The following is a 20442-nucleotide window of genomic DNA, read 5'->3' as shown; positions in this document are numbered from 1 at the left end:
TTATTTCCAACGACTCGATTCCACCGCGCGGTGGGTCAGGAACAGGAAGACGGCGGTGACGCTCGCAAAGTAGATGAGGTCGGTCGTTTCGATGACGCCCTTGGCCATCTTGTTGAAGTGATTCGAGACCGACAGGTACCCGAGCACTCCGGCAACTTTCTCGCCGGCACCTTCGGCCGGCCAGTTGATCACGAACAGCAGCAGCAGGATCACCAGCGCGCTGATGGTGGCGATGATCTGGTTCGACGTCAGCGCCGACGTGAAGTTGCCGACGGCCACGAACGACAGCGCCGTCAGGTACAGCGCGAGCGCCCCGGCCAGCATCATGCCCGGTTCCGGATTGCCGTAGACGAACAGCAGTGCGGGGAACAGGAACGACAGGAACACCATCAGCGTGACGAGCGCCGCCCCGGCCAGGAACTTGCCGATCACCATCTCGCTGATGCGCACCGGAGACGTGAACAGCAGCTCGAACGTCGACTGGTTCTTCTCCTCGGAGAAGCTTCGCATCGTGATCATCGGAATCACGATCAGCAGGACGAAAAGCAGATTGTGGAAGAGCGGGGCGATGACGGCGTCGTTCAGGTTGAGCCAGGTCGTGTCCATGCCCTGGAGCATTGCGTACTGGTTGGCCAGGCGGATGAACTGTCCGAGCATGTTGAAGAAGAACCACCCCGAAAGCAGCGTGAATCCGGTCAGCACCACGTAGGCGATCGGGGAGACGAACACGGCGCGGATGTCGCGCCACGCGATCGCAAGGACGTTACGCATGGGCGCCTCCTTCCGCAGCGGCCGCAGCGGTGGCGCCGTACTGTGCGTCGCCGGTGACGTGCCGCAGGTAGACTTCTTCCAGGCTTCGCTCGCGCCCGAGGTCGGCCATGTCCATTTCGAGCGCGATGCGTCCGCCGTTGATCAGCACGACCTTCTGACAGATCTGCTGGACCTCGGGCAGGATGTGGGTCGACAGGATCACCGTCCGCTCGGCAGTGAGACCGCGGATCAGCGCGCGGATCTCGATGATCTGGGCCGGATCGAGGCCGACCGTCGGCTCGTCGAGGATCAGCACGGCGGGCTGGTGGATCAGCGCCTGCGCAAGGCCAACCCTTTGGCGGTAGCCTTTCGACAGGTGGCCGCAGAGCCGTCCGGCCACGCTCTCGAGGCCGCACTCCTCGATCACGCGATCGGCCGCAGCCTTGATCTGCGAGCCGGCGATGGCCTTGAGCTTGCCGACATGCCGCAGGTAGCTGCGCACGGTCATCTCGAGGTAGAGCGGGGGAGTTTCGGGCAGGTAGCCGATCCTCTTGCGGACCTCGAAGGAATCCTTGAACACGTCGAATCCTTCGACGGTTACGGTTCCAGACGTCGCCGGCATGAAGCCGGTCAGGATGCGCATCGTGGTCGTCTTGCCGGCGCCGTTCGGTCCGAGGAAGCCGGCGGCCTGCCCGGTGGCGACCTGGAACGAGACGTCGTCGACGGCGGTGATCGACCCGTAGGTCTTGGTCAGATGTTTGACTTCAATCATGCGTGCCCGGCCGGCTGCGGTGTCGCGGCGGATTGGAAGACGGAAGGAGAGAACACAGCGGGGAGTGCCATGCGTGAGCTTTTCGGGAACCGAATCGAGCGATTTGTATTGAGCCCCATGACGGGTGTCAAAGTGGGTTTATTCGCAGGCGGGAACGTTTTTTTCGCGAGATCCGAAGATGCGGGCGGGTCCGGGCGGGATGCGAGTCACGCCGTGGTCAGCGCCAGTCGAACGGCCTCGGCGACGGCGAGATCCGACGTGCCGGCGGACAGGTCGGGCGGCTTCGGCCACGCGCGGTCAATCCATTCGACCCCGAACAGTCCCTTCGGCTTCGCATAGCGGGGGATCACGTGGAAGTGGACCTGCGGGTCCACCATCATCAGCATCAGGTAGTTGATCTTGTCGTAGTCGCAGACGGCTTTGAGCCGGCCTTCCATTTCCGCAACGACAATCGCGAGCTCGGCATTCTCTTCGGCCGTGACCTCACCCCATGCCGGGCACGGCCGGTTCAGCGACAGGACCGATGCGCCGGGCGTGCACTGCGTGGGCCGCACCGACCAGGTCCAGAACGCGAAGCGGCGGACCGTAAGCTCGGCAAGCTTGAACTTGGTGGCGAACCACTCCGGGGCGGAAGTCACGCTGGCCTTCCTATCTTCATCGCAGGTCTGACACCACGACTCATGACGCCCGTGGCATTGACAAGCCATGCTTGTCAGGGCCCGTTGAGCCATGATAGTGAGCTTCCGACATAAAGGGCTCAGGCGACTCTACGAACGCGGCGAGTCCCGAGGGATCAACACCGAACATCTGGAGAAAATCGAAAACGTCCTCGCTCGACTCGACAGTGCTCGTGAGCTTCGCGACTTGAGTCTGCCCGGGTTTCGTCTTCATCGGCTGACGGGAAGCCTCGGTGAGTTCTGGTCAGTTACGGTGCGCGCAAACTGGCGAATCATTTTCCGATTTCGCGATGGTGACGCTCATGATGTCGATCTGGTGGACTACCACTGATCGACTTTCGGTAGGTAGAAAGATGCCGATGAAAAATCCCCCCCACCCTGGAAGAGTCGTCCGGCAGGAATGCCTGGAGCCGCTGAATCTCACGGTTACCGAGGCGGCCCGCAGGCTCGGAGTGACGCGGCAGGCCCTGAACAATCTTGTGAATGAGAAAGCAGGGATTTCGCCTGAGATGGCGATTCGGCTGGCCAAGGCTTTTGGTGGGGGAGCGGAAGTCTGGCTCTCCATGCAGATGCAGTACGACCTGGCCCACGCGTCAAAAAATGCTCATCACATCAATGTGCAGAGAATCAGGATGCCTGCAGCAATGGCGGGGAAATCGGCCGGGCCGCACCGCTGACGTGGCCGCCTTGCGGTAATTCCGAAGATGCTGTCGAATCCGGCTGAGCGATGAGTGGAGGAGGATTGACCATGGACGAGAACGCCGCGCGCGCCAGCTTCACGACGATGGAACAGAGCACCGCCGAGGATTGGGCTATCATCGGCTCCGGCTTCGTCGAGTTCGCCCAGGGCCTGCCGAACCGCGTGCTCAGCCATCTTCGGCTGCTCGACGGAGATTACGGCGGGTTCGCGATCGACCGTCTGGCGCATTCACTGCAGACGGCCACGCGCGCGCACCGTGCCGGCGAGGACGAAGAGTACGTGGTCTGCGCGCTGCTGCATGACATCGGCGACACACTCGGCTCCTTCAACCATGCCGACATTGCAGCCGCCGTGCTCAAGCCGTTCGTCAGCGACGCCAACCACTGGATGGTCGCGAAGCACGGCATTTTCCAGGGCTACTACTTCTTCCATCACCTCGGGATGGACCGTAACCAGCGCGAGCAGTTTCGCGGCCACGAATGGTTCGAACGCACCGCGCTGTTCTGCGAGCGCTACGATGGCCCGGCGTTCGATCCGAAAGGCGAGACGCTGCCGCTCGAGTTCTTCGAGCCGATGGTAAAACGAGTCTTCGCCGCTCCGCGCCAGACTCTCTACATTGCGGCCGCCTGAGGCCCCGGGTCCCGGCTCGCGGGCGATCGAGCGTCCACCCGCGGACTTGCATCTTGGAGGTGCCTGTCCGACACGTGCCGCGTGGCGAGCAAGGGCACCGTCTATCTCCTCGACACGAGCTTCTTCATCTTTCGCGCGTACCACGCGCTGCCGCCGCTGACGACGTCAAAGGGGCTCCCGACCGGCGCCGTACACGGCGTCTCGACGATGCTCGAAAAGCTCATCCGCGAGCGCCGGCCGACCCTGATGGGAGCCTGCTTCGACATCGCGAAGAAAACTTTTCGCCGCGAGCTGTACCCCGACTACAAGGCCAACCGCGTTGCACCGGACGAGGCGCTCGCCGTGCAGATTCCGTACGTCCGCCGCCTGATCAACGCGCTCGAAATTCCGGTGCTCGACTGCGACGGCTACGAGGCCGACGACATCCTCGCGACGATCGCGAAGAGCTACGAAGCCGACGACTACGACGTGATCCTGGTGACCGGCGACAAGGACCTCATGCAGTGCGTGACAGCCCGCACGCTGCTGATGGATCCGGTGCGCGACCTCGTCATCAATCGCGAGCTCGTTCGCGAGAAGTTCGGCGTCGAACCCGAAGCGGTGCCCGACGTGCTCGGCCTGATGGGCGACAGCTCGGACAACATTCCCGGCGTCAAAGGCATCGGACCGAAGACCGCGTCCGCACTGATCGCGCACTTCGGAAGCATCGAGGAAATGCTCGCGCGAAGCGCCGAGATCGAAAAGCTGCCGCTGCGCGGCGCGGCGTCGATCCGAAAGAAAATCGAGGAGGGCGCCGACATGGCCCGCCTCTGCCGGAAGCTGGCCGAGGTCTGCATCGACGTTCCGATCAAGGTGACGCCGGAGGGGCTCAGGCTCGGAAAGCTCGCGACCGATGCGCTCGGCGAGCTTGCCGAGGAGCTCGAGATGCAACGGTTGATGGCACGCATGCGCACGCTGGCCGGGGAGGAGCCGGAGGCGACGCCACCGCGTCGAATCGAGTCCGCAGCGGGCCTTGCAGCTGCGGCGTCGCAGCAGGTCGGAGCACAGCAGGAGCTCGCGATCGGACCGGGCGTGCGCGTGGTCGCAGCGACCGTGGCCGTAGTCGTCGAGGAAGGTGACGTCGATTTCCTCGAACGCGTTGCAATCATGGGACGCGATCGCGTGGCGATCATGGGACGCGATCGCGTGCTTGTCGCATCGTGCGATTCCGGCACACCCGGAGCTCCCGATCTCGCGGTAGCGATCTCAGACGGCAACGATCGCACGGCGTCGCGCGATGCCGCGCAGATCCGTGCAGCTTTTGCCGATCTCGCCGCGCGTGAAGTTTCGCTGGTGGGATTCGATCTGAAAGCGCTCGTCCGCGAGTTCTGCGCGGTTCCCGGAGCGCACGGGCTCGACCTCGGCGTCGCGTCGTATCTTTGCGATCCCGAGGCCGGGGTGCATTCGCGCGAAGACATCTGCGAGCGTTTCCTCAACTGTCAGGCAACCGATGCGATGCTCGGCGACGAAGCGTTCGAGCTTATCCGGCGCGCCGCCGAAATCCTCGAGGCACAGCTCGAAGCGCGCGAGCTTTCGCGCCTCTACCGCGACCTCGAGCATCCGCTGATTTCGGTCCTCGGCGCCCTCGAGGCGCACGGAGTCCTGATCGACAGCGCCGCCCTGAAGGAGATGTCCGACCTTCTCGAGCGCCGCATGTCCGCGCTCGTCGCGCGGATTTACGAAATGGCCGGCGGCCCATTCAACATCCTTTCGCCTGTCCAGCTTCGCGACCTTCTGTTCACGAAGCTCGCGCTGCCGTCCAAGGGCGTCAAGAAAACCAAGACCGGCCTTTCGACCGACAGCGAAGCGCTCGAAGCGCTCGCCGACCTGCACCCGCTGCCGGCGCTGGTTCTCGAGTACCGGGGCATGGCCAAGCTCAAGTCGACCTACGTCGACTCGCTTCCGAGGCTCTGCGACGCCGGTGGCCGCATCCATACCCGGCTCAACCAGACCGTCGCGGCCACCGGCCGGCTGTCGTCGAGCGACCCCAATCTCCAGAACATTCCGATCCGCACCGAAGAAGGGGCGAAGATCCGGTCGGCGTTCGTGGCGGCGCCCGGGGCGGCACTGGTTTCGGCCGATTACAATCAGATCGAGCTGAGGGTGCTCGCGCACCTGTCCGCCGACGAGAACCTCATCGAAGCGTTCCGCTCCGGCCAGGACATCCACACGGCGACCTCCGCCGATATGTTCGAGGTGCCGCTGGACGAAGTTTCCCCGTCGATGCGGCGGGCGGCGAAGGTCGTGAACTACGGCATCATCTACGGGATGGGCCCGCAGCGCTTGTCGCGCGAGCTCGGGATCAGCCGGGTGAAAGCCGAGGAATATATAAAGCGATACTTCGAAAAATTCCCCAAAGTGCAGCGTTTCTATACCCAGATGCTCCAGCATGCCCGGGACCACGGTTTTGTCGCCACGTTGATGGGCCGAAGGCGCTACCTGCCGGACATCACGAGTGATCACGGGGGCCGCCGGCAGCTCGCCGAGCGTGTGGCAACCAACACGCCGATTCAGGGCAGTGCGGCCGATATCATCAAAAAGGCCATGGTGGATCTGGACACTGCCATCGCAGAGGCCGGTCTGGCGTCGAGGCTGGTTTTACAGATTCATGACGAGTTGTTACTCGAAGTCCCTGCGGGCGAGATCGAAGAAGCTTCCAGCCTGGTTGTACGCGTCATGGAGGGGGCCGCGGCGCTCCGCGTCCCGATCGTCGTGGATGTTGGCTCGGGCAGTAGCTGGGCCACGGCCCACTGACCGCAAAACTTCTTTTGCCCAGGGCGGCTTCCGTCCGTGCGGCGAGCGAATAAGCAACTACCTGTAGCGTCTATGGCCCGTGACTATGGAGACAGACGGGTGGACTCTGCCGATGGCGACCTGGTCGCCCAGGCCCAGGCCGGGGACCGGGACGCCGTCCAGACCCTTCTCGAACGCTACGAACGGCGCCTTCTCTCCGTCATCATCGGCATGGTTCGAAACCCCGAGGATGCCAAGGAGATTCTCCAGGAAACTTTCGTGCGGGCCTTCCGCAACCTCGACGGCTTCAAAGGCGAGTCGTCGTTTTACACATGGATCTACCGAATCGCGATGAACCTGGCCATTGACCACCAGCGCCGGGGCGGCAAACGTCCGCTCGTCGAGTTCGATGACAGCATCGGCATGAAAGAAGATGCGGTCGGCGAAGGCTCCGCGACACTCGGAATCGATCCCTTCAAAAGCGTGCGCAGTCGCGAGCTTGGCAAGAAGATCTTCGAGGCGATCGAAAGTTTGACGCCCGATCATCGCGCCGTCATACTCCTGCGCGAAATCGACGGCCTGTCCTATGAAGAGATCAGCGAAGTGCTCGAATGTTCGCTTGGGACAGTCATGAGTCGCCTCCACTACGCACGCAAGAAGCTTCAATCCCGCCTTCAGGAGATGCTCTAACCGTGTCGATCTCTTCTGGAAATCATCCGGAAATGACCTGCGCCGACTTTGAACAGTCGTTCAACCAGTACGTGGACGACCTTCTCGAGCCGGCCGTAGCTTCTGCCGCGCGCCGGCATGCAGCGAAATGTACGGCGTGCAACCGCGAGGTCATGCGGTGGCAGCAGACCAGGATTCTACTTTCGACGGCCGTGGCAGACTTTGCCTCGGCCGTTGATCTTTCGAGCGTCCGCAGCGGCGTCGAAGCCGCGCTCGGACTGGCGTCGAGCGATGGCGGATCCGAAGAACGGCCGAGCATCGGCGCGCGCGAAGCCGCGTACAATCGCGGGCGCAGCGCGCGGCCGGCCGTCATGCGGCGCGGCATGCGCGGCGAACGCCGCGGTGCAGGCGGCGAGCGCCGCGGCCCGCTCGTGGCCGCATTCCGCTATGCATCGGCAGCCGCTGTTTCCGCAGCGGCCGCAGCCGTTGCCGTCCTCACACTCATGCCTGCGCAGCAGGGCACGCTCTCCGTCGTCGCGAGCGCGCCGGCATCGTCCTCCGCCCGTTCCAGCTCCCGTTCGATGTTCCAGCCGGCTTCGTTCCGTCTCGGATCGCGTGGTCTTCCCGAAGCGGCACCGGCAACGTATGCGCCGCCGCCGCTTGCCAGGCCGGAGACTCCGCACGTCGATGGGCTCGAAGCGGCCGCAGGTCACACCGCGTCCACGTGGGTTCAGCCGCGCACCAACGCTCGTGTGATCTGGGTCCAGGATCGCGGACTCGGTGCGCCGATCCGCACAGCCGGCCTCGACAGATGAAACGCCGTCTGAGGCTGGCCGCCACCGCGGCCTTCCTGACCTCGCTCGTATCCACTTCGGCTCTGGCCGAGAACCGCACGACCATCCAGATTGCGACAGTGCTTGCGTCCAACGACGGACGCGTGTTCGACTCGCGCCTGGCTTCGCTCAAGAACGAGCTGCGCCAGCTTCGCTTCAAGAGCTACAAGCTCGTCAGCAGCGAGACGCGCGTGCTGCACGGCAACGGCGGGCAAAGCGGCATGGAGCTTCCGCACGGCCGCTACCTGCACATCACGACGCGCGAGCACACGCCGGATCATCTGCGGCTGCACATCCTGCTCAACGAAGACAACCGACCGGTCGTCAATACATACGTCAAGCTCGAGCTCGGCTCGGTCGTTCTTCTTGGTGGCCCGCGCGATCCTGACGGCACGCTCGTCATTACGATCGGATCGCGTCCGTATCGCGAGGACGACGGCGACGAGGACGCACCCAGGAAGTCCGCTGATCTGGAGGACAAGCCCACGCTGTCTCCGAACGCGATGCGCGACCTTCCTCCGATTCCTCCGCCGTCACCGGCGCCCGCCGTCTCGGCGAGCTCGCCGGCTCACTGAAGCAACGCGCATGCCGTCGGACTACGCCAGCGGACCTTTCGCAGGGTTCTTCGGAACTACCGACGGCGGAAACTGGTCGGCCGGAGGCCAGGCCGGCGCCGAAGAACCCGGATTCGGAACGCTGTTCGCGCCGATCGCTCCATTCAACCGCTGGCCGTTTCTGTCGCCCGTGATCGCCGTTGCCGGCGCCGCCGCCGTGTTCGTTCTTACGGGCATTGCAGCAGCATCTCTCGTCGTGATGAGCATTTCGCTGCTCATCGTCGTGTATCTGCTCAGTGAAGTGTTCGGATACGAGATCGTGCTGCCGAACATGGCACGCTGATCTCCTCGCTGTTCGAACACCGCGCCGCTCTCCGGGCAATCTCGCTCGTTCTTTGCATGCCCGCGGTCGTATGGACCGTGGATCTGCTGGCCAGCACTCCGCCGCTCATACTTTTCGCTGCTTCCGCACCGGCACTGTTGCTGGCAACGCTCGTGCTGATTGCTCAGCGTGGTTATCGTCGGACGCCCCGCGCGCTGGCACTCGCCCTGCTCTGGGGCGGAATCGGCGCTGCGTGCCTGGCGTCGATCGGGAACGAGTCGGCACGTCCGTGGATGGCGACGCTTGCTGGTGACGGCGCCCGAACTGCAACGGCATTGCTCATTGCACCAACTCTCGAGGAAAGCGCCAAGGCGCTCGGGCTGCTGCTGCTTCTCGCAGTATTTCCGGGCTCGCTGCGCAACGCGCGGGACGGAGTCGTCTATGGTGCGCTGATCGGCGTGGGCTTCGTGTGGACTGAGAACTTTCTGTATCTCGGCGTGTCGATGCTGCAGGGCGGTGAGCAAGGTCTGGAGCGTGCGCTCTACCTCCGGGGAATCCTCGATGGCATCGCGCACATGGTCTTTACGGCCTCGAGCGGCGCCGCGCTCGGTTGGTGGTTCGCTGGCGCGCCCGGTTCGACTGCGGCGCGGATCGCGCCGGCCGCGGGTCTCCTGCTGGCCATCGCCCAGCACGCGCTGTGGAACGGACTTGCTGCGCCGTCGATGGTGAGTGTGCTCTGCGGTGCGTCCGCAAGCGGCGGGGCGTGCACCGACCAGCCGTCGGGAATCGCGGTATTCGGCGCTTCGACACTGATTGCCGCCATCTTTCTCGTTCCAGGAATCGCGCTTGCGCGAGTCGCCTGGCGATCGGGCTCCCCGGACGCAACAGGTCTCACCTGAACGTCACGTTTCGGAGCTGCCGCGTTCGAGGCACGTTCCCGGAACGACACCGTGATGTGCGCTGGAAATCCCGTGAGTCGATCGCGAAAGCCGTGATATTTGACGACCGCTTGCGAAGCCTTCGACGTTGATCGATCGATCGGCGAATGCGCAGCCACCGGAATCGACGACATCGATGCAATCTCTCGGCCGCTCGCATCGTGATCCGCAACGCCATGCTACGAAGTGCGCATGTGGCACGATCGCTGCATAGCAACTCCGACTCGAGGCGATCGCGTGTACCGCGCTGCAAGCCTGCCGCGCATCCGCAGGAGGATCACGATGACAATCTCCATTCAGGACGACTTCACCGAAGTTCCGCAGGCTTCGCCGGCGGGTCCCGACGAGAGGTTGTCCGAAACCGTAGCGACGATGGTCGCGCGCCTGCGCAGGAACTCGCGCATGGAGATCGAGACTTTGTCCGATCGATCCGGCATTCCCGTCGAAGTGCTGCGAGACATCGAGGCTGGTCGTGCGGTGCCGGCGCTGCGCACGCTCTGGTCGCTTGCGCACGTTTTCGAAGTGCCTTTCCGGCGATTGATCCTGGGAGCCGACTATCACGAAAGGGACTTCCGCGTTCTGCGTGCCGACGGAGGCCGTACGCTGGTGTCGACCGATGCGCGCTTTCGTTCCCGCGCGCTTTCGACAGGAGCCGATCCGCGCGAACCCGAAGTCTATGAGATCACGCTCGTCCCGGGCTGCATCGAGGAGGCGCCGGGCCATCCCGAGGGAACATACGAGCACATCGTCGTCGTGCGCGGCAGGCTGCGCGTTCGCACGATCGATGCCGACGACACGCTGCGCGCCGGCGACACCCTGTTTTTCCGCGCGGACGTCACGCACTGGTACGAGAACGCCGGTCCCTGCGAGACCATTGCCGTTCTTACGATGACGAATGCCGGCGACTGGGTCGTCGGCTAGTTGACGGGACTCAGACCTCGAAGATCTCTGCCGATGCCCGGTGGGGAAGGCGGAGGAGGATCGCGCAGGCGAGCGACGCGACATCGCATGCCGCTGCATCGTGTCCAGAGGCTGCCCGGTCTGATTTCGCCGGCGCGGTTTCCTGCTGGGGAAGCTCTGCGTCGGGATATGCGCCGCTCTCGAAACCGTTCTCGCCGAGCGCGTACCAGCACACCGGCCGCTTCGACTCGATCAGCTCGCGTCGAAGCCGGGAGTCGAGCGACGCGGCATCGGCCGCGATCGCAAGATCGAACGCTCCGTCGCTCGTGCTGTTCGTGACACGGATACCGGCGGCGCGCAGATAGAGCGCGGCCTGCGCGCAGCCCCGCGGGTTTCCCACCACCAGTACCGTCGACGCGAGAAGCTTCTCCTGTCCCGCGGCGCCGACGGCGGGAATGACGATCTGGCGCGCGTAGCGCGCTATCGCATCGTCGTCGAGCACGGTGTTACTCGATGACGTTCTTCTCGATCGGCTCGACCTTGACGCCCTGGTCGGCGATCCATTTTACGGCCGAATCGATCTCGTCCTGATCGCCGTCGAGCTCGAGACCGACGATCCCGATGTGGTCCGACACCGATGCGGTGCGGATGTTGGTGATCACGCGGAACTTCTTTCCGACCGAGTAGATGATCGGCTCCTTGATCTTTTCCTGGCTGTACGTGAGGTAGAAACGCTGGATGGCCATGAGGGATTCCTATTCGATCCTCGCCCTCGCGGGCTGTGGATCTTGCGCAGCGGCAAGCTGGTGCCGGTCGCGCCAGCCGAGCCACAGATTGGTGGACAGATAACGGTCGCCAAGGTCCGGAAGAATCGCGACGATGCACGCATCGGCATTCGCCGGAAGATCTCGTGCGACCTGGAGCGCGCCGACGACGGCCGCGCCGCACGACTGGCCGCCCAGCAGTCCGTCGTCGGCCGCGAGGCGATAGACCATGTCGTACGCGGCGTCGGTGGCGACGCCGACGATGCGGTCGACTTTTTCCGGATGCCAGATCCCCGGAACGATCGACGACTCCATGTGCTTGAGACCTTCGATTCCGTGGAACGCATCGTCGGGCTCGACGGCGACGATCTGGACGTGCGGATTCTGTTCCTTGAGGTAGCGGCCGGTGCCCATCACCGTGCCGCCGGTACCGATCGTGGCCAGCAGGTGCGTGATGCGGCCGCCCGTCTGCTGCCAGATCTCGGGTCCGGTCGTACGGTAGTGCGCCTCGGAGTTCGCTTCGTTGTTGTACTGGTCCGGCTTGAAGTATCGCTCCGGATCTTCGGCATAGATGTCGCGCGCGAGCAGGATCGCGCCGTCCGAGCCTTCGAGCGGATTCGAGAACACGATCTCCGCGCCATAGGCCGCGAGCACGCGCTTTCTTTCGCGCGAGACGTTCTCCGGCATCACGAGCCGCACCGGATAGCCAAGCGCTGCGCCGATCATCGCGAGCGCGATGCCGGTGTTGCCCGACGTCGAATCGAGGATCGTCTTGCCGGCGCGAAGCTCGCCCGAATCGAGGCCCTTGCGGACCATGTTCCATGCGGCGCGCGCCTTGACCGAGCCGCTCGGATTGGCGCCCTCGATCTTGCCGTAGAGCTTCACACCGGGGGCGAGCTTGTCACCGAGACAGCGCAGCTCGACCATCGGCGTGTTGCCGATCAGGTCGACGATGCGAAGGCGATCTTCGGTCGTCGCGAGCCGCGCCGGTCGGTGCGGCGTGGCAGCGCTCATTTTCCTGCGGGCGTCACGCCGCCGGCAATCGCCGGAACGATGCTGACTTCGTCGCCGTCTTTTACCGGCGAGCCGGTGTTGTCGAGGAAACGGATGTCGTCGCCGTTGACGTACAGGTTCACGAAGCGGCGCACGGCACCGTCGGCGTCGCAGATGCGCTCCTTCAGGCCGGGGCAGGTGCGCTCGAGATCGTCGAGCACGGCGGCAATGGTTGCGCCGTCGGCCGGAACGGCATCCTTGCCGCCGGTGTATTTGCGAAGGGGTGTCGGGATTCTTACTCGAACAGACATTTCTCGTTCTCCTGTTTGCTGATGGTACGTCGTCTCAGGCGATCTGACGCGCGGCCGGTTTCTGCTGCAGCCCTTCGTAGAGCGTGTCGAAGTCCTCGAGCCGCGCGCTGATCTCGTGCGGCACCGGCACCGCATCGGTGACCGCTTCGATGGTCTTGTAGCCGTTGCCCGTCACGCAGATCACGATCGACTCGTCGCGTGGAATGCGGCCGAGCTCGATCAGCTTCTTCGTGACGGCCACCGTGGTTCCGCCGGCCGGCTCGGTGAAGATGCCTTCGGTGCGCGCGAGCAGGCGGATGCCGTCGACGATTTCCGCATCGGTCACGGCTTCGCCCCAGCCGCCGCTCTTGCGTACGGCGCCGAGCACGTAGTAGCCGTCGGCGGGATTTCCGATCGCGATCGACTTGGCGATCGTCTGCGGTTTGACGGGCTCGATCAGGTCGCCGCCGCGACGGATCGCGTTGACGACCGGCGCGCAGCCGGCAGCCTGCGCCGAGTAGATCTTCGACGGCGTATCCTCGACGAGGCCGACGTCGACGAGCTCTTCGAATGCCTTGGCGATCTTCGGGAGAATCGTTCCGCCGGCGGTCGGCACGACGATGTTCTGCGGCAGCTTCCAGCCGAGCTGCTCGGCCACCTCGAAGCCGTAAGTCTTTGCGCCTTCGGTGTAGAACGGACGCAGGTTGATGTTGACGAATGCCCAGCCGTACTTGTCCGCGATTTCCGTACACAGCCGATTGACGTCGTCGTAGTTGCCCGAGATTGCGACCGCGGTCGGATCATAGATCGTCGAACCGATGACCTTGCCGCGCTCGAGATTGTTCGGGATAAAGATGAAGCATCGAAGCCCGGCGCGGGCGGCGTGCGCGGAAACCGAGTTCGCAAGGTTGCCGGTCGACGCGCACGAAACCGTATCGAATCCGAACTCGATCGCCGCGCTGATCGCGACCGACACCACGCGATCCTTGTACGAGAAGGTCGGATGGTTGCACGAGTCGTCCTTGACCCAGAGCTCCTTTACACCAAGCACCTTGGCGAGCCGGTCGGCTTTGACGAGCGGCGTGAAGCCCGAATAAAGGCCCACCTGCGGATCGTCGCTGCACGGCAGCAGCTCACGGTAGCGCCACAGGTTGCGCGGACGCGACTCGACCAGCTCGCGGGTCAGTACCTTGGAGATCGCGGTGTAGTCGTACTGCACCTCGAGCGGTCCGAAACACAGCTCGCAGACGTGCAGCGGGCTCCACGGATAGGCTTCGCCGCACTCGCGGCACTTCAGTCCGGTTGTAAAGCTCATGATCTGGTCTCCTCGAAACGTAGTTCCAACGCCGCGTCTGCGGCGAGTGTTCCTGGTAAAATTTTGCTTCTCGCAGCGCGGCATCCGCACGCATCGTCGATCGGAAAATCGATGTGCCGCGAGCGCGCGCCGGTCAGCTCGTAAAGGTGAAGCCTTCCCGCCACCACGCTGGCCGGGTCGTGAAGGAAGGCGAGGGCAGTGATCGCCTGCATTGCGCCGACAAATCCCGCGACCGGTGCGAGGATGCCGAGCGCGGCGCAGCCTTCGGCATTCTGGGATTCAAACGCCCGCTTCGGGAAAACGCATTCCAGGCACGCGGATTTTCCGGGCACGACGAGCATCCACTGGCCGCCGGTGCGGGCGACGCCGGCATAGACCGACGGCGCTCTGCTTGCGGACGACAGGCGTGCGATCAGGAATTTGGTTGCGGGATCGTCGGTCGCATCGATCACGAGATCGGCGCCGGCGACGAGCGCCGCGCCGTTTTCGTCATCGAAGCGTGCATGGACCGTCTCGATGGTGACGCCGAACTCTTCGGCGAGCCGCGCAGCGGCCGCGGCGACTTTGGAGCGGCCGAGATCTTCGTCGTTGTAGAGGACCTGGCGCTGCAGATTCGAAAGCTCGACGTCGTCGAAATCGACGAGGGTGATCGCAACCGAGCCGTCCTGCGCGAGCGTGCGTGCCGCCGCGCAGCCGAGCGCACCGGCGCCGACGACGAGAACGCGAGGGCGTTCCCGGGAGCTTTCGTGCTGCTTTTCGAGCGTCGGGTACAAAAAAACCCCTTCCGTCTGCATGACAAGGAAGAGGTGCCGCGAGAGAAGGCAGTCTCGACCTTATCTTCCACTCCTCGGACAATCCGGGAGTGAGGGACTTAGCACCAGCACCAAGTCTTTCGACTGGCCGGTTGCTGTGGCATCGCAGGGCCCTTCCCTCCGCCACTCTGAATAAGGTGAGGTGGGTATAGCGGGCAGGGGACGTGTGGTCAACCGCAGAACGGCCGCGCCGTCTTTTGGTGATGCCCCCGCGTCCATGGAACATTCCCGCAGTGACCAGCACCCGCATTCCCCTCGAAGGGGCCTACAACTTCCGTGACCTCGGCGGGCTCGAGGGCAAGGATGGTCGGCGGATTCGCCCGGGCCTGGTCTTCCGTTCGGATCGCCTCACGAACCTGACCGCGGCCGATGCAGAGGTTCTCGAGACGTTCGCGATCGGCCGCATCTACGATCTGCGCAGCGACCTCGAGCTGACCCATCATGGCGCCGGCGACTTTGCGGCCGCTTCCGACCGTCATCGTCACACGCCGCTGGTGCGCGTCTCGCTCAGCATCACCGACTCGCGCATCGACTGGGAGAAGGTCGATCTGCAGAGCCGTTATCTCGAGATGCTGCAGGAAGGCGCGCCGGTCATTCGCGAGATCTTCGAGCATCTCGCGGCGCCCGATGCCCCGGCCACCGTCTTTCATTGCACGGGCGGCAAGGACCGCACCGGTGTAGTCGCGGCGGTGCTTCTGCGCGTGCTCGGCGTGGACGACGAAGTCATCGTCGCCGACTACGCGATCTCCGAGCGCTACCTCGCGCCGTTCGTCGAATCGACGCGTGCGATGATGGAAAGCGAAGGCTTCGATACCGAGCTCGTTCTGTATCTTTGCGGCAGTCCGGCCGAGCGCATGCGCAAGATGCTCGCCGACATGGACGCGCGTTGGGGCTCGGCCGAAGCCTATCTGGAATGGACGGGAGTGAGTCCGGCGACTGTGGCCGCGTTGCAATCGCGGCTGCTGGAGCCCGAGCCGCGACCGTAAAATCTGAACCGTACGATTTCGCTGACTTACGAAATTGTACCTGTCCCCATTTAATAAGTTGCGGTCTGGCCCGCGGCGCCAGGGGTTCCGGTGGTGGCCGGCGGGGTGCCGGATGCGGGGGATGCGTTTCCGGTGACAGGAGCGGGCGGGAGCGGGGCAGTCGACGGCGTCGACGTCGTCGGTGTCGTCGCATCGCCGGGCCGATCGGGCTTGTCCGGTTTGCTCGACGACGCGATTTCGACTTCGAGATCTTTCAACCGCGCAGCCGCGCGCCCGGCGTTTTCGGTCGTCGGATATTCGCTGACGACGAACTTGTAGCGGCCGATCGCCGCGTCGAATCGCTTGCGCTGGCGATAGTAGTCGCCGACGACGAGCTCGTGCGCGGCGAGGTTCTCGCGCGCCTCCTGCTCGCGGAAGACGGACAGGTCGGCATAGATCGTGTTCGGGAATTCGCCAGCGACTTTCTGGAACTGGCGCAGCGCTTCTTCCGACGGCGTCGGATCGCGCTCGCCGTCGCGCGCCTGGTCGAGCCAGCACATGCCGATCGTATAGCTTACGAACGGAAGCAGCGGGCTCACCGGATAGAGCCGCTCGAAATCGTTGAACGCGACGATCGCTTCGCTGAACTCGTCGTTGAGGTAGTGCGCGAGCGCGATGTTGATCGCTGCGATCTCGGCCTTGTCCGAGAACGGGTATTCCTCGAGGAGCTTCTTGTAGCTGCTGATCGCGGTCGTGTAGCTCTCGTCTTCGAGAGCCAGCGATGCTTCGCGGTAGAGGTCGCCTTCGGGAATGGTCGGCCCCGCGCCGCATCCGGTCATCGCGATGATGTCGGCTGCTGCGAGTGTCCAGAGGACGGCGAGGGCGGCGGTCGCCGGCCGCAGGCTGCGAAGGCCGCGCCCCGCCCGCTCGAAAGCATTTCCGGCGTTTCGAGCATTTCCGGCACTTCGTAGTGAAGACATGGTCCGAGCGTATCGTCGCCGGTCGCGGGGGCAAGTCGAAGCCTGCAGAGACCCCGCCCGACTCACTGCCCGATGTAGCCGAGCGAGCGCAGGTGCTCGAGCATCTTCTGGTCGACGTCGGCAGGGAGCTCGGGCGATGCACCGGCCCCCGTTCCGGCGGTATCCCACGTGTCGATGATGCGATCGGGACGCGCGGCAAGCTCCCCGTCGAACATGTCGTTCAGCACGCGGCCGTCCATGTCTTTGCCGATCGGCAGGCCCATCGCATGAAGGATCGTCGGTGCGATGTCGTAGATCGTCGCGCCTTCGATCGCCTGGCCCTTTCGAATGCCCGGCCCGCTCGCGACGACGATGCCGTCGATGCGATGCGACCCGGAAAGATGCAGGTACTCGGGCACCTCGACCTGGTAGTCGCCGACCGCCGGTCCGGCGCCATGGTCGGAGCACACGATGACCAGCGGCGGACTTTTCGCGTAGTGCGCGAGAAGCTTTCCGACTTCCTCGTCGATCCACTGCCAGTAGCGCTCGATCACTTTGCCGAATGCAGCGACGTCCTCCGGTGGAACCTCGGTGGTGCCTCCGAGCTGTTTGCCGTTCGGCCCGGGGCGGGGAGCGAATGCCGCCGGATCCATGAACTTCCAGAACCCGTGCTGGACGTCGTCGGTGCCGCGCAGATAGAGGAAAAAGGCTTCCGGAAGCGGGCCGTCGGAGAGCGTCCGGTTGGCCGCCTCGAGGTAGTAGCGATCGCGACTCCACGCGCGCACGAAACGGTCGTAGACGAGATAATCGAGCGACGGCTTCTCGCCCTCCTTCTTGACGGCCTTTGCAGGGTCGTAGGCGAAGTTCATGAAGCGCGGCATTGCCGCGATGGCGTCTTTCTCCGACACCGGCGGCAGCTCCCACAGATAACTCGGCGGCCAGCGCGATGCTTCGATGTTGCCGAAATGCGCGAGGTCGGTGAGCAGCCGGCCGTTGACGTGCTCGGCGGGCCACGTGACGTACCAGCCGAGCACCGCGACATCGATGCGCTCGCGGCCCATCATGTTCCAGAGCGTGCTCGTCTTGAGCTCGCGCCGGTCGACGGGAACCGGCTTTCCCGGTCCGTTCGGAAAACGCACGAACCACGTGATGCCGGTTTTTTCCGGGACCTTGCCGGTGGCGATCGACGTCCAGATCACCGGAGAATTGCTCGGCTGCGTGGAGCGAAGCACGCCGTGTGCTCCGCCGTCGCGCAGGCGCGCGAGATTCGGCAGCAGCCCGCGCTCGATCCACGGATCGAGAAGATCCCACGTTCCCGCATCGAGGCCGAGCACGACGAGCGGCGCACGAGCGGCCGGTCGAGCCTCGCCGGCTTGCCGGGGGCGATCGCATGCTGTGACGATGGACATCGCCGCGAGCGCAATTGCGCAAACGTACGCAGGCGGCGAAAAAACGCGCGACATCCCGGACGAGTCTGAACGAGCGGTGCCGGATTGCCAACGCGAGATGTGGCGGGCACGCTCGCCCGAGCGATGGACGTGCCTCTTCAGTTCGTGGTCGGCAAGGGCGGTGTGGGCAAGTCCACCGTGACGGCTGCGCTTGCGCTTCGTGCTGCGTCTCGCGGCCTTCGCACGCTCGTCGTCGAGTTCGGAGGTGCAGGCGGCGTCGCGCGCCTGTTCAACCAGGAAAGCCTTGCGACCGGACAGCTGTCGATCCTCGCGCCGCGCCTTACGCTGCTCGCGCTCGCCGGAGACGAGGCCCTCGCGGAATATCTTCGCATGGTCGTGCCGATCAAGCGCGTGCTCGCACTGGTATTCCAGAGCCGCCTTTACCGCGTGTTCGTCGACGGTGCGCCCGGCCTGAAGGAGTTGATGACCGTCGGCAAGGTCTGGTACGAATCCAATCGGCGGATGGCCGACGGCGAGCCGGTCTGGCAGCGCATCTTCGTCGATGCGGGCGCATCGGGACACAGTCTTCAGTATCTGCAGATGCCTGCTGCTGCGACGGCAACGTTCCGCAGCGGGCTCGTGCACCGTGAGGCAGCGCGCGTGCAGTCGATGCTCGCCGACCCGTCGCGCACGTGCGTGCACGTCGTTGCCACTCCCGAAGAAATGCCCGTTACCGAAGCGTGCTCGATCGTTGCGCGCCTTCGCGATTCGCTGCACCTGCCGATCGGGACGCTGTTCATGAATCGCACGAGGGATGCGGTTCCGGACGGTGCGCACGACGCTCTGGCGAGGCTCGATCGATTGCCGCCGCCCGCGAATGGACGCGATGCGCTGCGCGACCTGCTGCGGCAGGCGGTCGATGCGGCGATCGAATGGCAGGGAGTGCAGTCGGCTGCGATTGCACGCATCGAAGCCGAGACCGGACTTCCGGCATTCCGGCTGCCGCTCATTGCCACCGAGGAGTTTGGTCGCGCCGAAGCCGGGCAGCTGGCCGCGATGCTGCCGGACGATTCGCCCACCGCGCCGGACGCCGCAGGAGTCGAAAAGTGACGTTCGCAGAGCTCCTCACGGGCAGCCGCATCGTCGTCTGCGTCGGCAGCGGCGGCGTCGGCAAGACCACCATTGCCGCAGCGCTCGCGCTCCGCGGCGCGCTCGAGGGCCGGCGCTCGATGGTGCTGACGATCGATCCGGCGCGCCGCCTCGCGCAGTCGCTCGGCGTCGGGGATCTGAGAACCGGCGGCGAACAGATCGATGCCACGCGTTTCGAAGAGGCCGGGCTTCATCCAAAGGCTTCGCTGTCGGCCGGCATGCTCGATCAGACCAGCGCGTGGGACCAGTTCATTGCGCGCCATTCGCCGACCGCTGAGGTGCGCGAGACGATTCTTGCGAATCCGTTCTACCAGAACCTGTCGCGCTCGTTCGCCGGCTCGACCGAATACATGGCGATCGAAGAGCTTTGCCGGATCGAAGAGACCGGCGAGTACGACCTGATCGTGCTCGACACGCCGCCGTCGCGCCACGCGCTCGATTTCCTCGAGGCGCCGCGCCGGCTCGAGGATTTCTTCGACCGCAGCGTGCTCGGCTGGCTGGCGCGCCCCGCATCGGCCGGATGGATGGCCTGGAAGACCGCGAGCCGCGGCGCGCGCTTCGTGTTCGAAAAAGTAGAGGAAGCGACCGGCCTGCAGACGCTGACCGAGATCGCGGCGTTCTTCGCAGCAATCGAAACCCTGGTCGACGGCGTGACTGCCCGCAGCCGCAAGGTCCGCGAGCTGCTGCAGGCGCCGTCGACAGCCTTCGTGCTGGTCACCGGGCCGGACGAACAGGTGCTCGAGGATGCCGAGGGCCTTGTTGCCCGCATGCAGGAGCTGGGCGTCCGCCTGCGCGGCGTCGTGATGAACCGGGTGCATGGCGGGGAAGGCCTCGACGAGCCGGAGGAGATCAAGACCCTCGCCGGCCTGGAGGAGTGTGGCCCGGCCGACGGTCTGGGCGCGGAGCCCCAAGGCGGCCGCCGCGGCCGCTGCGAGCGTCTTCGCAACGCGCTGCTCGATGCCGGGTTCGCCCCGGACGTCGCCGGGTGGATGATCGATACACTCGAGGGGTTTCTCGTCCAGGCCCTTGCCCAGGCCGTACGGCGCGAAGCGTTCGAGGCCAACCTTCCCGCCGATGTGCCGGTCATTGCCGTGCCGGAGCAGCGCCACGACGTGCATGACCTGGCCGGTCTGGCGGTCGTCGCCGGTCATATCGAAGGCTGACGACGACTTTCGTGCCGGGTTTTCCCGGGACGCTGACCAAGAAAATCCTTTGAATTCCGCACGAAAGCGGCCCGCCCCCCTTGTCCTCTTGGGGAACGCGTGCGAAAAAAGACCCAGCGGCCTGAGG

General features: G+C 64.6%; 23 protein-coding genes and 1 riboswitch. Of the genes, 12 read left to right on the top strand and 11 right to left on the bottom strand.

Annotation, left to right across the window (positions count from 1 at the left end):
- From VN634_17670 to VN634_17660, 3 genes are all read right to left on the bottom strand, one after another.
- Positions 1 to 771 (bottom strand): ABC transporter permease, encoded by a 771-nt coding sequence (locus VN634_17670; protein HXC52717.1) that lies wholly within the window; start codon positions 769 to 771, stop codon positions 1 to 3.
- Positions 764 to 1522, bottom strand: a complete 759-nt coding sequence (locus tag VN634_17665) for an ATP-binding cassette domain-containing protein (protein ID HXC52716.1) — start codon at positions 1520 to 1522, stop codon at positions 764 to 766. The genes VN634_17670 and VN634_17665 overlap by 8 nt, the downstream gene beginning before the upstream one ends.
- A 206-nt stretch (positions 1523 to 1728) precedes the next feature.
- On the bottom strand, positions 1729 to 2160 hold the full coding sequence (locus VN634_17660; protein ID HXC52715.1) for a hypothetical protein: 432 nt from the start codon (positions 2158 to 2160) through the stop codon (positions 1729 to 1731).
- A gap of 398 nt (positions 2161 to 2558) precedes the next feature.
- On the opposite strand from VN634_17660, the gene VN634_17655 reads away from it, so the two are divergent.
- The 9 genes from VN634_17655 (at position 2559) to VN634_17615 (ending at position 10538) form a co-directional block, all read left to right on the top strand.
- Complete coding sequence (locus VN634_17655) at positions 2559 to 2876, top strand: HigA family addiction module antitoxin (GenBank protein ID HXC52714.1); 318 nt, start codon at positions 2559 to 2561, stop codon at positions 2874 to 2876.
- Between the two features lie 71 nt (positions 2877 to 2947).
- Entirely contained in the window at positions 2948 to 3529 is a 582-nt protein-coding gene (locus VN634_17650) for an HD domain-containing protein (protein HXC52713.1), read from the top strand.
- Between the two features lie 81 nt (positions 3530 to 3610).
- Entirely contained in the window at positions 3611 to 6322 is a 2712-nt protein-coding gene (gene polA / locus VN634_17645; protein HXC52712.1) for a DNA polymerase I, read from the top strand.
- 72 nt (positions 6323 to 6394) lie between these two features.
- Positions 6395 to 6991, top strand: coding sequence for a sigma-70 family RNA polymerase sigma factor (locus tag VN634_17640; GenBank protein HXC52711.1), 597 nt, complete (start codon positions 6395 to 6397; stop codon positions 6989 to 6991).
- Positions 6992 to 6993: 2 nt separating this feature from the next.
- Complete coding sequence (locus VN634_17635) at positions 6994 to 7785, top strand: hypothetical protein (GenBank protein ID HXC52710.1); 792 nt, start codon at positions 6994 to 6996, stop codon at positions 7783 to 7785.
- Positions 7782 to 8378: a hypothetical protein gene (locus VN634_17630; protein ID HXC52709.1), complete on the top strand. Its 597-nt coding sequence runs from the start codon at positions 7782 to 7784 to the stop codon at positions 8376 to 8378. Before VN634_17635 ends, VN634_17630 begins: the two co-directional genes overlap by 4 nt.
- A gap of 10 nt (positions 8379 to 8388) precedes the next feature.
- Positions 8389 to 8700 carry a hypothetical protein gene (locus tag VN634_17625; protein ID HXC52708.1) on the top strand — a complete coding sequence of 104 codons (312 nt, stop codon included), beginning with the start codon at positions 8389 to 8391 and terminating at the stop codon, positions 8698 to 8700.
- 56 nt (positions 8701 to 8756) lie between these two features.
- The gene (locus tag VN634_17620) at positions 8757 to 9578 is read left to right on the top strand and encodes a PrsW family intramembrane metalloprotease (GenBank protein ID HXC52707.1); all 822 of its coding nucleotides are present in this window, start codon (positions 8757 to 8759) and stop codon (positions 9576 to 9578) included.
- A 321-nt stretch (positions 9579 to 9899) separates the two neighbouring features.
- Positions 9900 to 10538, top strand: a complete 639-nt coding sequence (locus VN634_17615; GenBank protein HXC52706.1) for an XRE family transcriptional regulator — start codon at positions 9900 to 9902, stop codon at positions 10536 to 10538.
- Positions 10539 to 10548: 10 nt separating this feature from the next.
- Here the strand turns inward: VN634_17615 and VN634_17610 are convergent, their stop codons facing one another.
- The 6 genes from VN634_17610 to VN634_17585 are packed head-to-tail and all read right to left on the bottom strand — an operon-like array spanning position 10549 to position 14652.
- Complete coding sequence (locus VN634_17610; protein HXC52705.1) at positions 10549 to 11019, bottom strand: hypothetical protein; 471 nt, start codon at positions 11017 to 11019, stop codon at positions 10549 to 10551.
- Between the two features lie 4 nt (positions 11020 to 11023).
- On the bottom strand, positions 11024 to 11263 hold the full coding sequence (locus tag VN634_17605) for an NIL domain-containing protein (protein ID HXC52704.1): 240 nt from the start codon (positions 11261 to 11263) through the stop codon (positions 11024 to 11026).
- Positions 11264 to 11272: 9 nt separating this feature from the next.
- Entirely contained in the window at positions 11273 to 12295 is a 1023-nt protein-coding gene (locus VN634_17600; GenBank protein ID HXC52703.1) for a cysteine synthase, read from the bottom strand.
- Positions 12292 to 12585, bottom strand: coding sequence for a ubiquitin-like small modifier protein 1 (locus tag VN634_17595; protein ID HXC52702.1), 294 nt, complete (start codon positions 12583 to 12585; stop codon positions 12292 to 12294). The genes VN634_17600 and VN634_17595 overlap by 4 nt, the downstream gene beginning before the upstream one ends.
- Positions 12586 to 12619: 34 nt before the next feature.
- Positions 12620 to 13879, bottom strand: coding sequence for a threonine synthase (locus tag VN634_17590; protein HXC52701.1), 1260 nt, complete (start codon positions 13877 to 13879; stop codon positions 12620 to 12622).
- Positions 13876 to 14652, bottom strand: coding sequence for a ThiF family adenylyltransferase (locus VN634_17585; GenBank protein ID HXC52700.1), 777 nt, complete (start codon positions 14650 to 14652; stop codon positions 13876 to 13878). Before VN634_17585 ends, VN634_17590 begins: the two co-directional genes overlap by 4 nt.
- 57 nt (positions 14653 to 14709) lie before the next feature.
- Positions 14710 to 14830, bottom strand: a riboswitch (SAM riboswitch).
- Between the two features lie 94 nt (positions 14831 to 14924).
- On the opposite strand from VN634_17585, the gene VN634_17580 reads away from it, so the two are divergent.
- Complete coding sequence (locus VN634_17580) at positions 14925 to 15677, top strand: tyrosine-protein phosphatase (GenBank protein HXC52699.1); 753 nt, start codon at positions 14925 to 14927, stop codon at positions 15675 to 15677.
- A gap of 50 nt (positions 15678 to 15727) precedes the next feature.
- Here VN634_17580 and bamD read toward each other — a convergent pair whose 3' ends face one another.
- Positions 15728 to 16636, bottom strand: a complete 909-nt coding sequence (gene bamD / locus VN634_17575) for an outer membrane protein assembly factor BamD (GenBank protein ID HXC52698.1) — start codon at positions 16634 to 16636, stop codon at positions 15728 to 15730.
- 62 nt (positions 16637 to 16698) lie between these two features.
- The gene (locus VN634_17570; protein ID HXC52697.1) at positions 16699 to 18024 is read right to left on the bottom strand and encodes an alkaline phosphatase family protein; all 1326 of its coding nucleotides are present in this window, start codon (positions 18022 to 18024) and stop codon (positions 16699 to 16701) included.
- A gap of 84 nt (positions 18025 to 18108) precedes the next feature.
- Between VN634_17570 and VN634_17565 the strand changes: the two genes are divergently transcribed.
- Together VN634_17565 and VN634_17560 are read left to right on the top strand one after the other, a co-directional pair.
- Entirely contained in the window at positions 18109 to 19113 is a 1005-nt protein-coding gene (locus VN634_17565; protein HXC52696.1) for an ArsA-related P-loop ATPase, read from the top strand.
- Positions 19110 to 20315 (top strand): ArsA-related P-loop ATPase, encoded by a 1206-nt coding sequence (locus tag VN634_17560; protein HXC52695.1) that lies wholly within the window; start codon positions 19110 to 19112, stop codon positions 20313 to 20315. The genes VN634_17565 and VN634_17560 overlap by 4 nt, the downstream gene beginning before the upstream one ends.
- Positions 20316 to 20442 lie beyond the last annotated feature (127 nt).

The sequence above is a fragment of the Candidatus Limnocylindrales bacterium genome, from assembly GCA_035571835.1.
Lineage (GTDB): Bacteria > Desulfobacterota > Binatia > UBA1149 > CAITLU01 > DATNBU01.
This window is presented reverse-complemented; position numbering and strand designations above follow the sequence as displayed.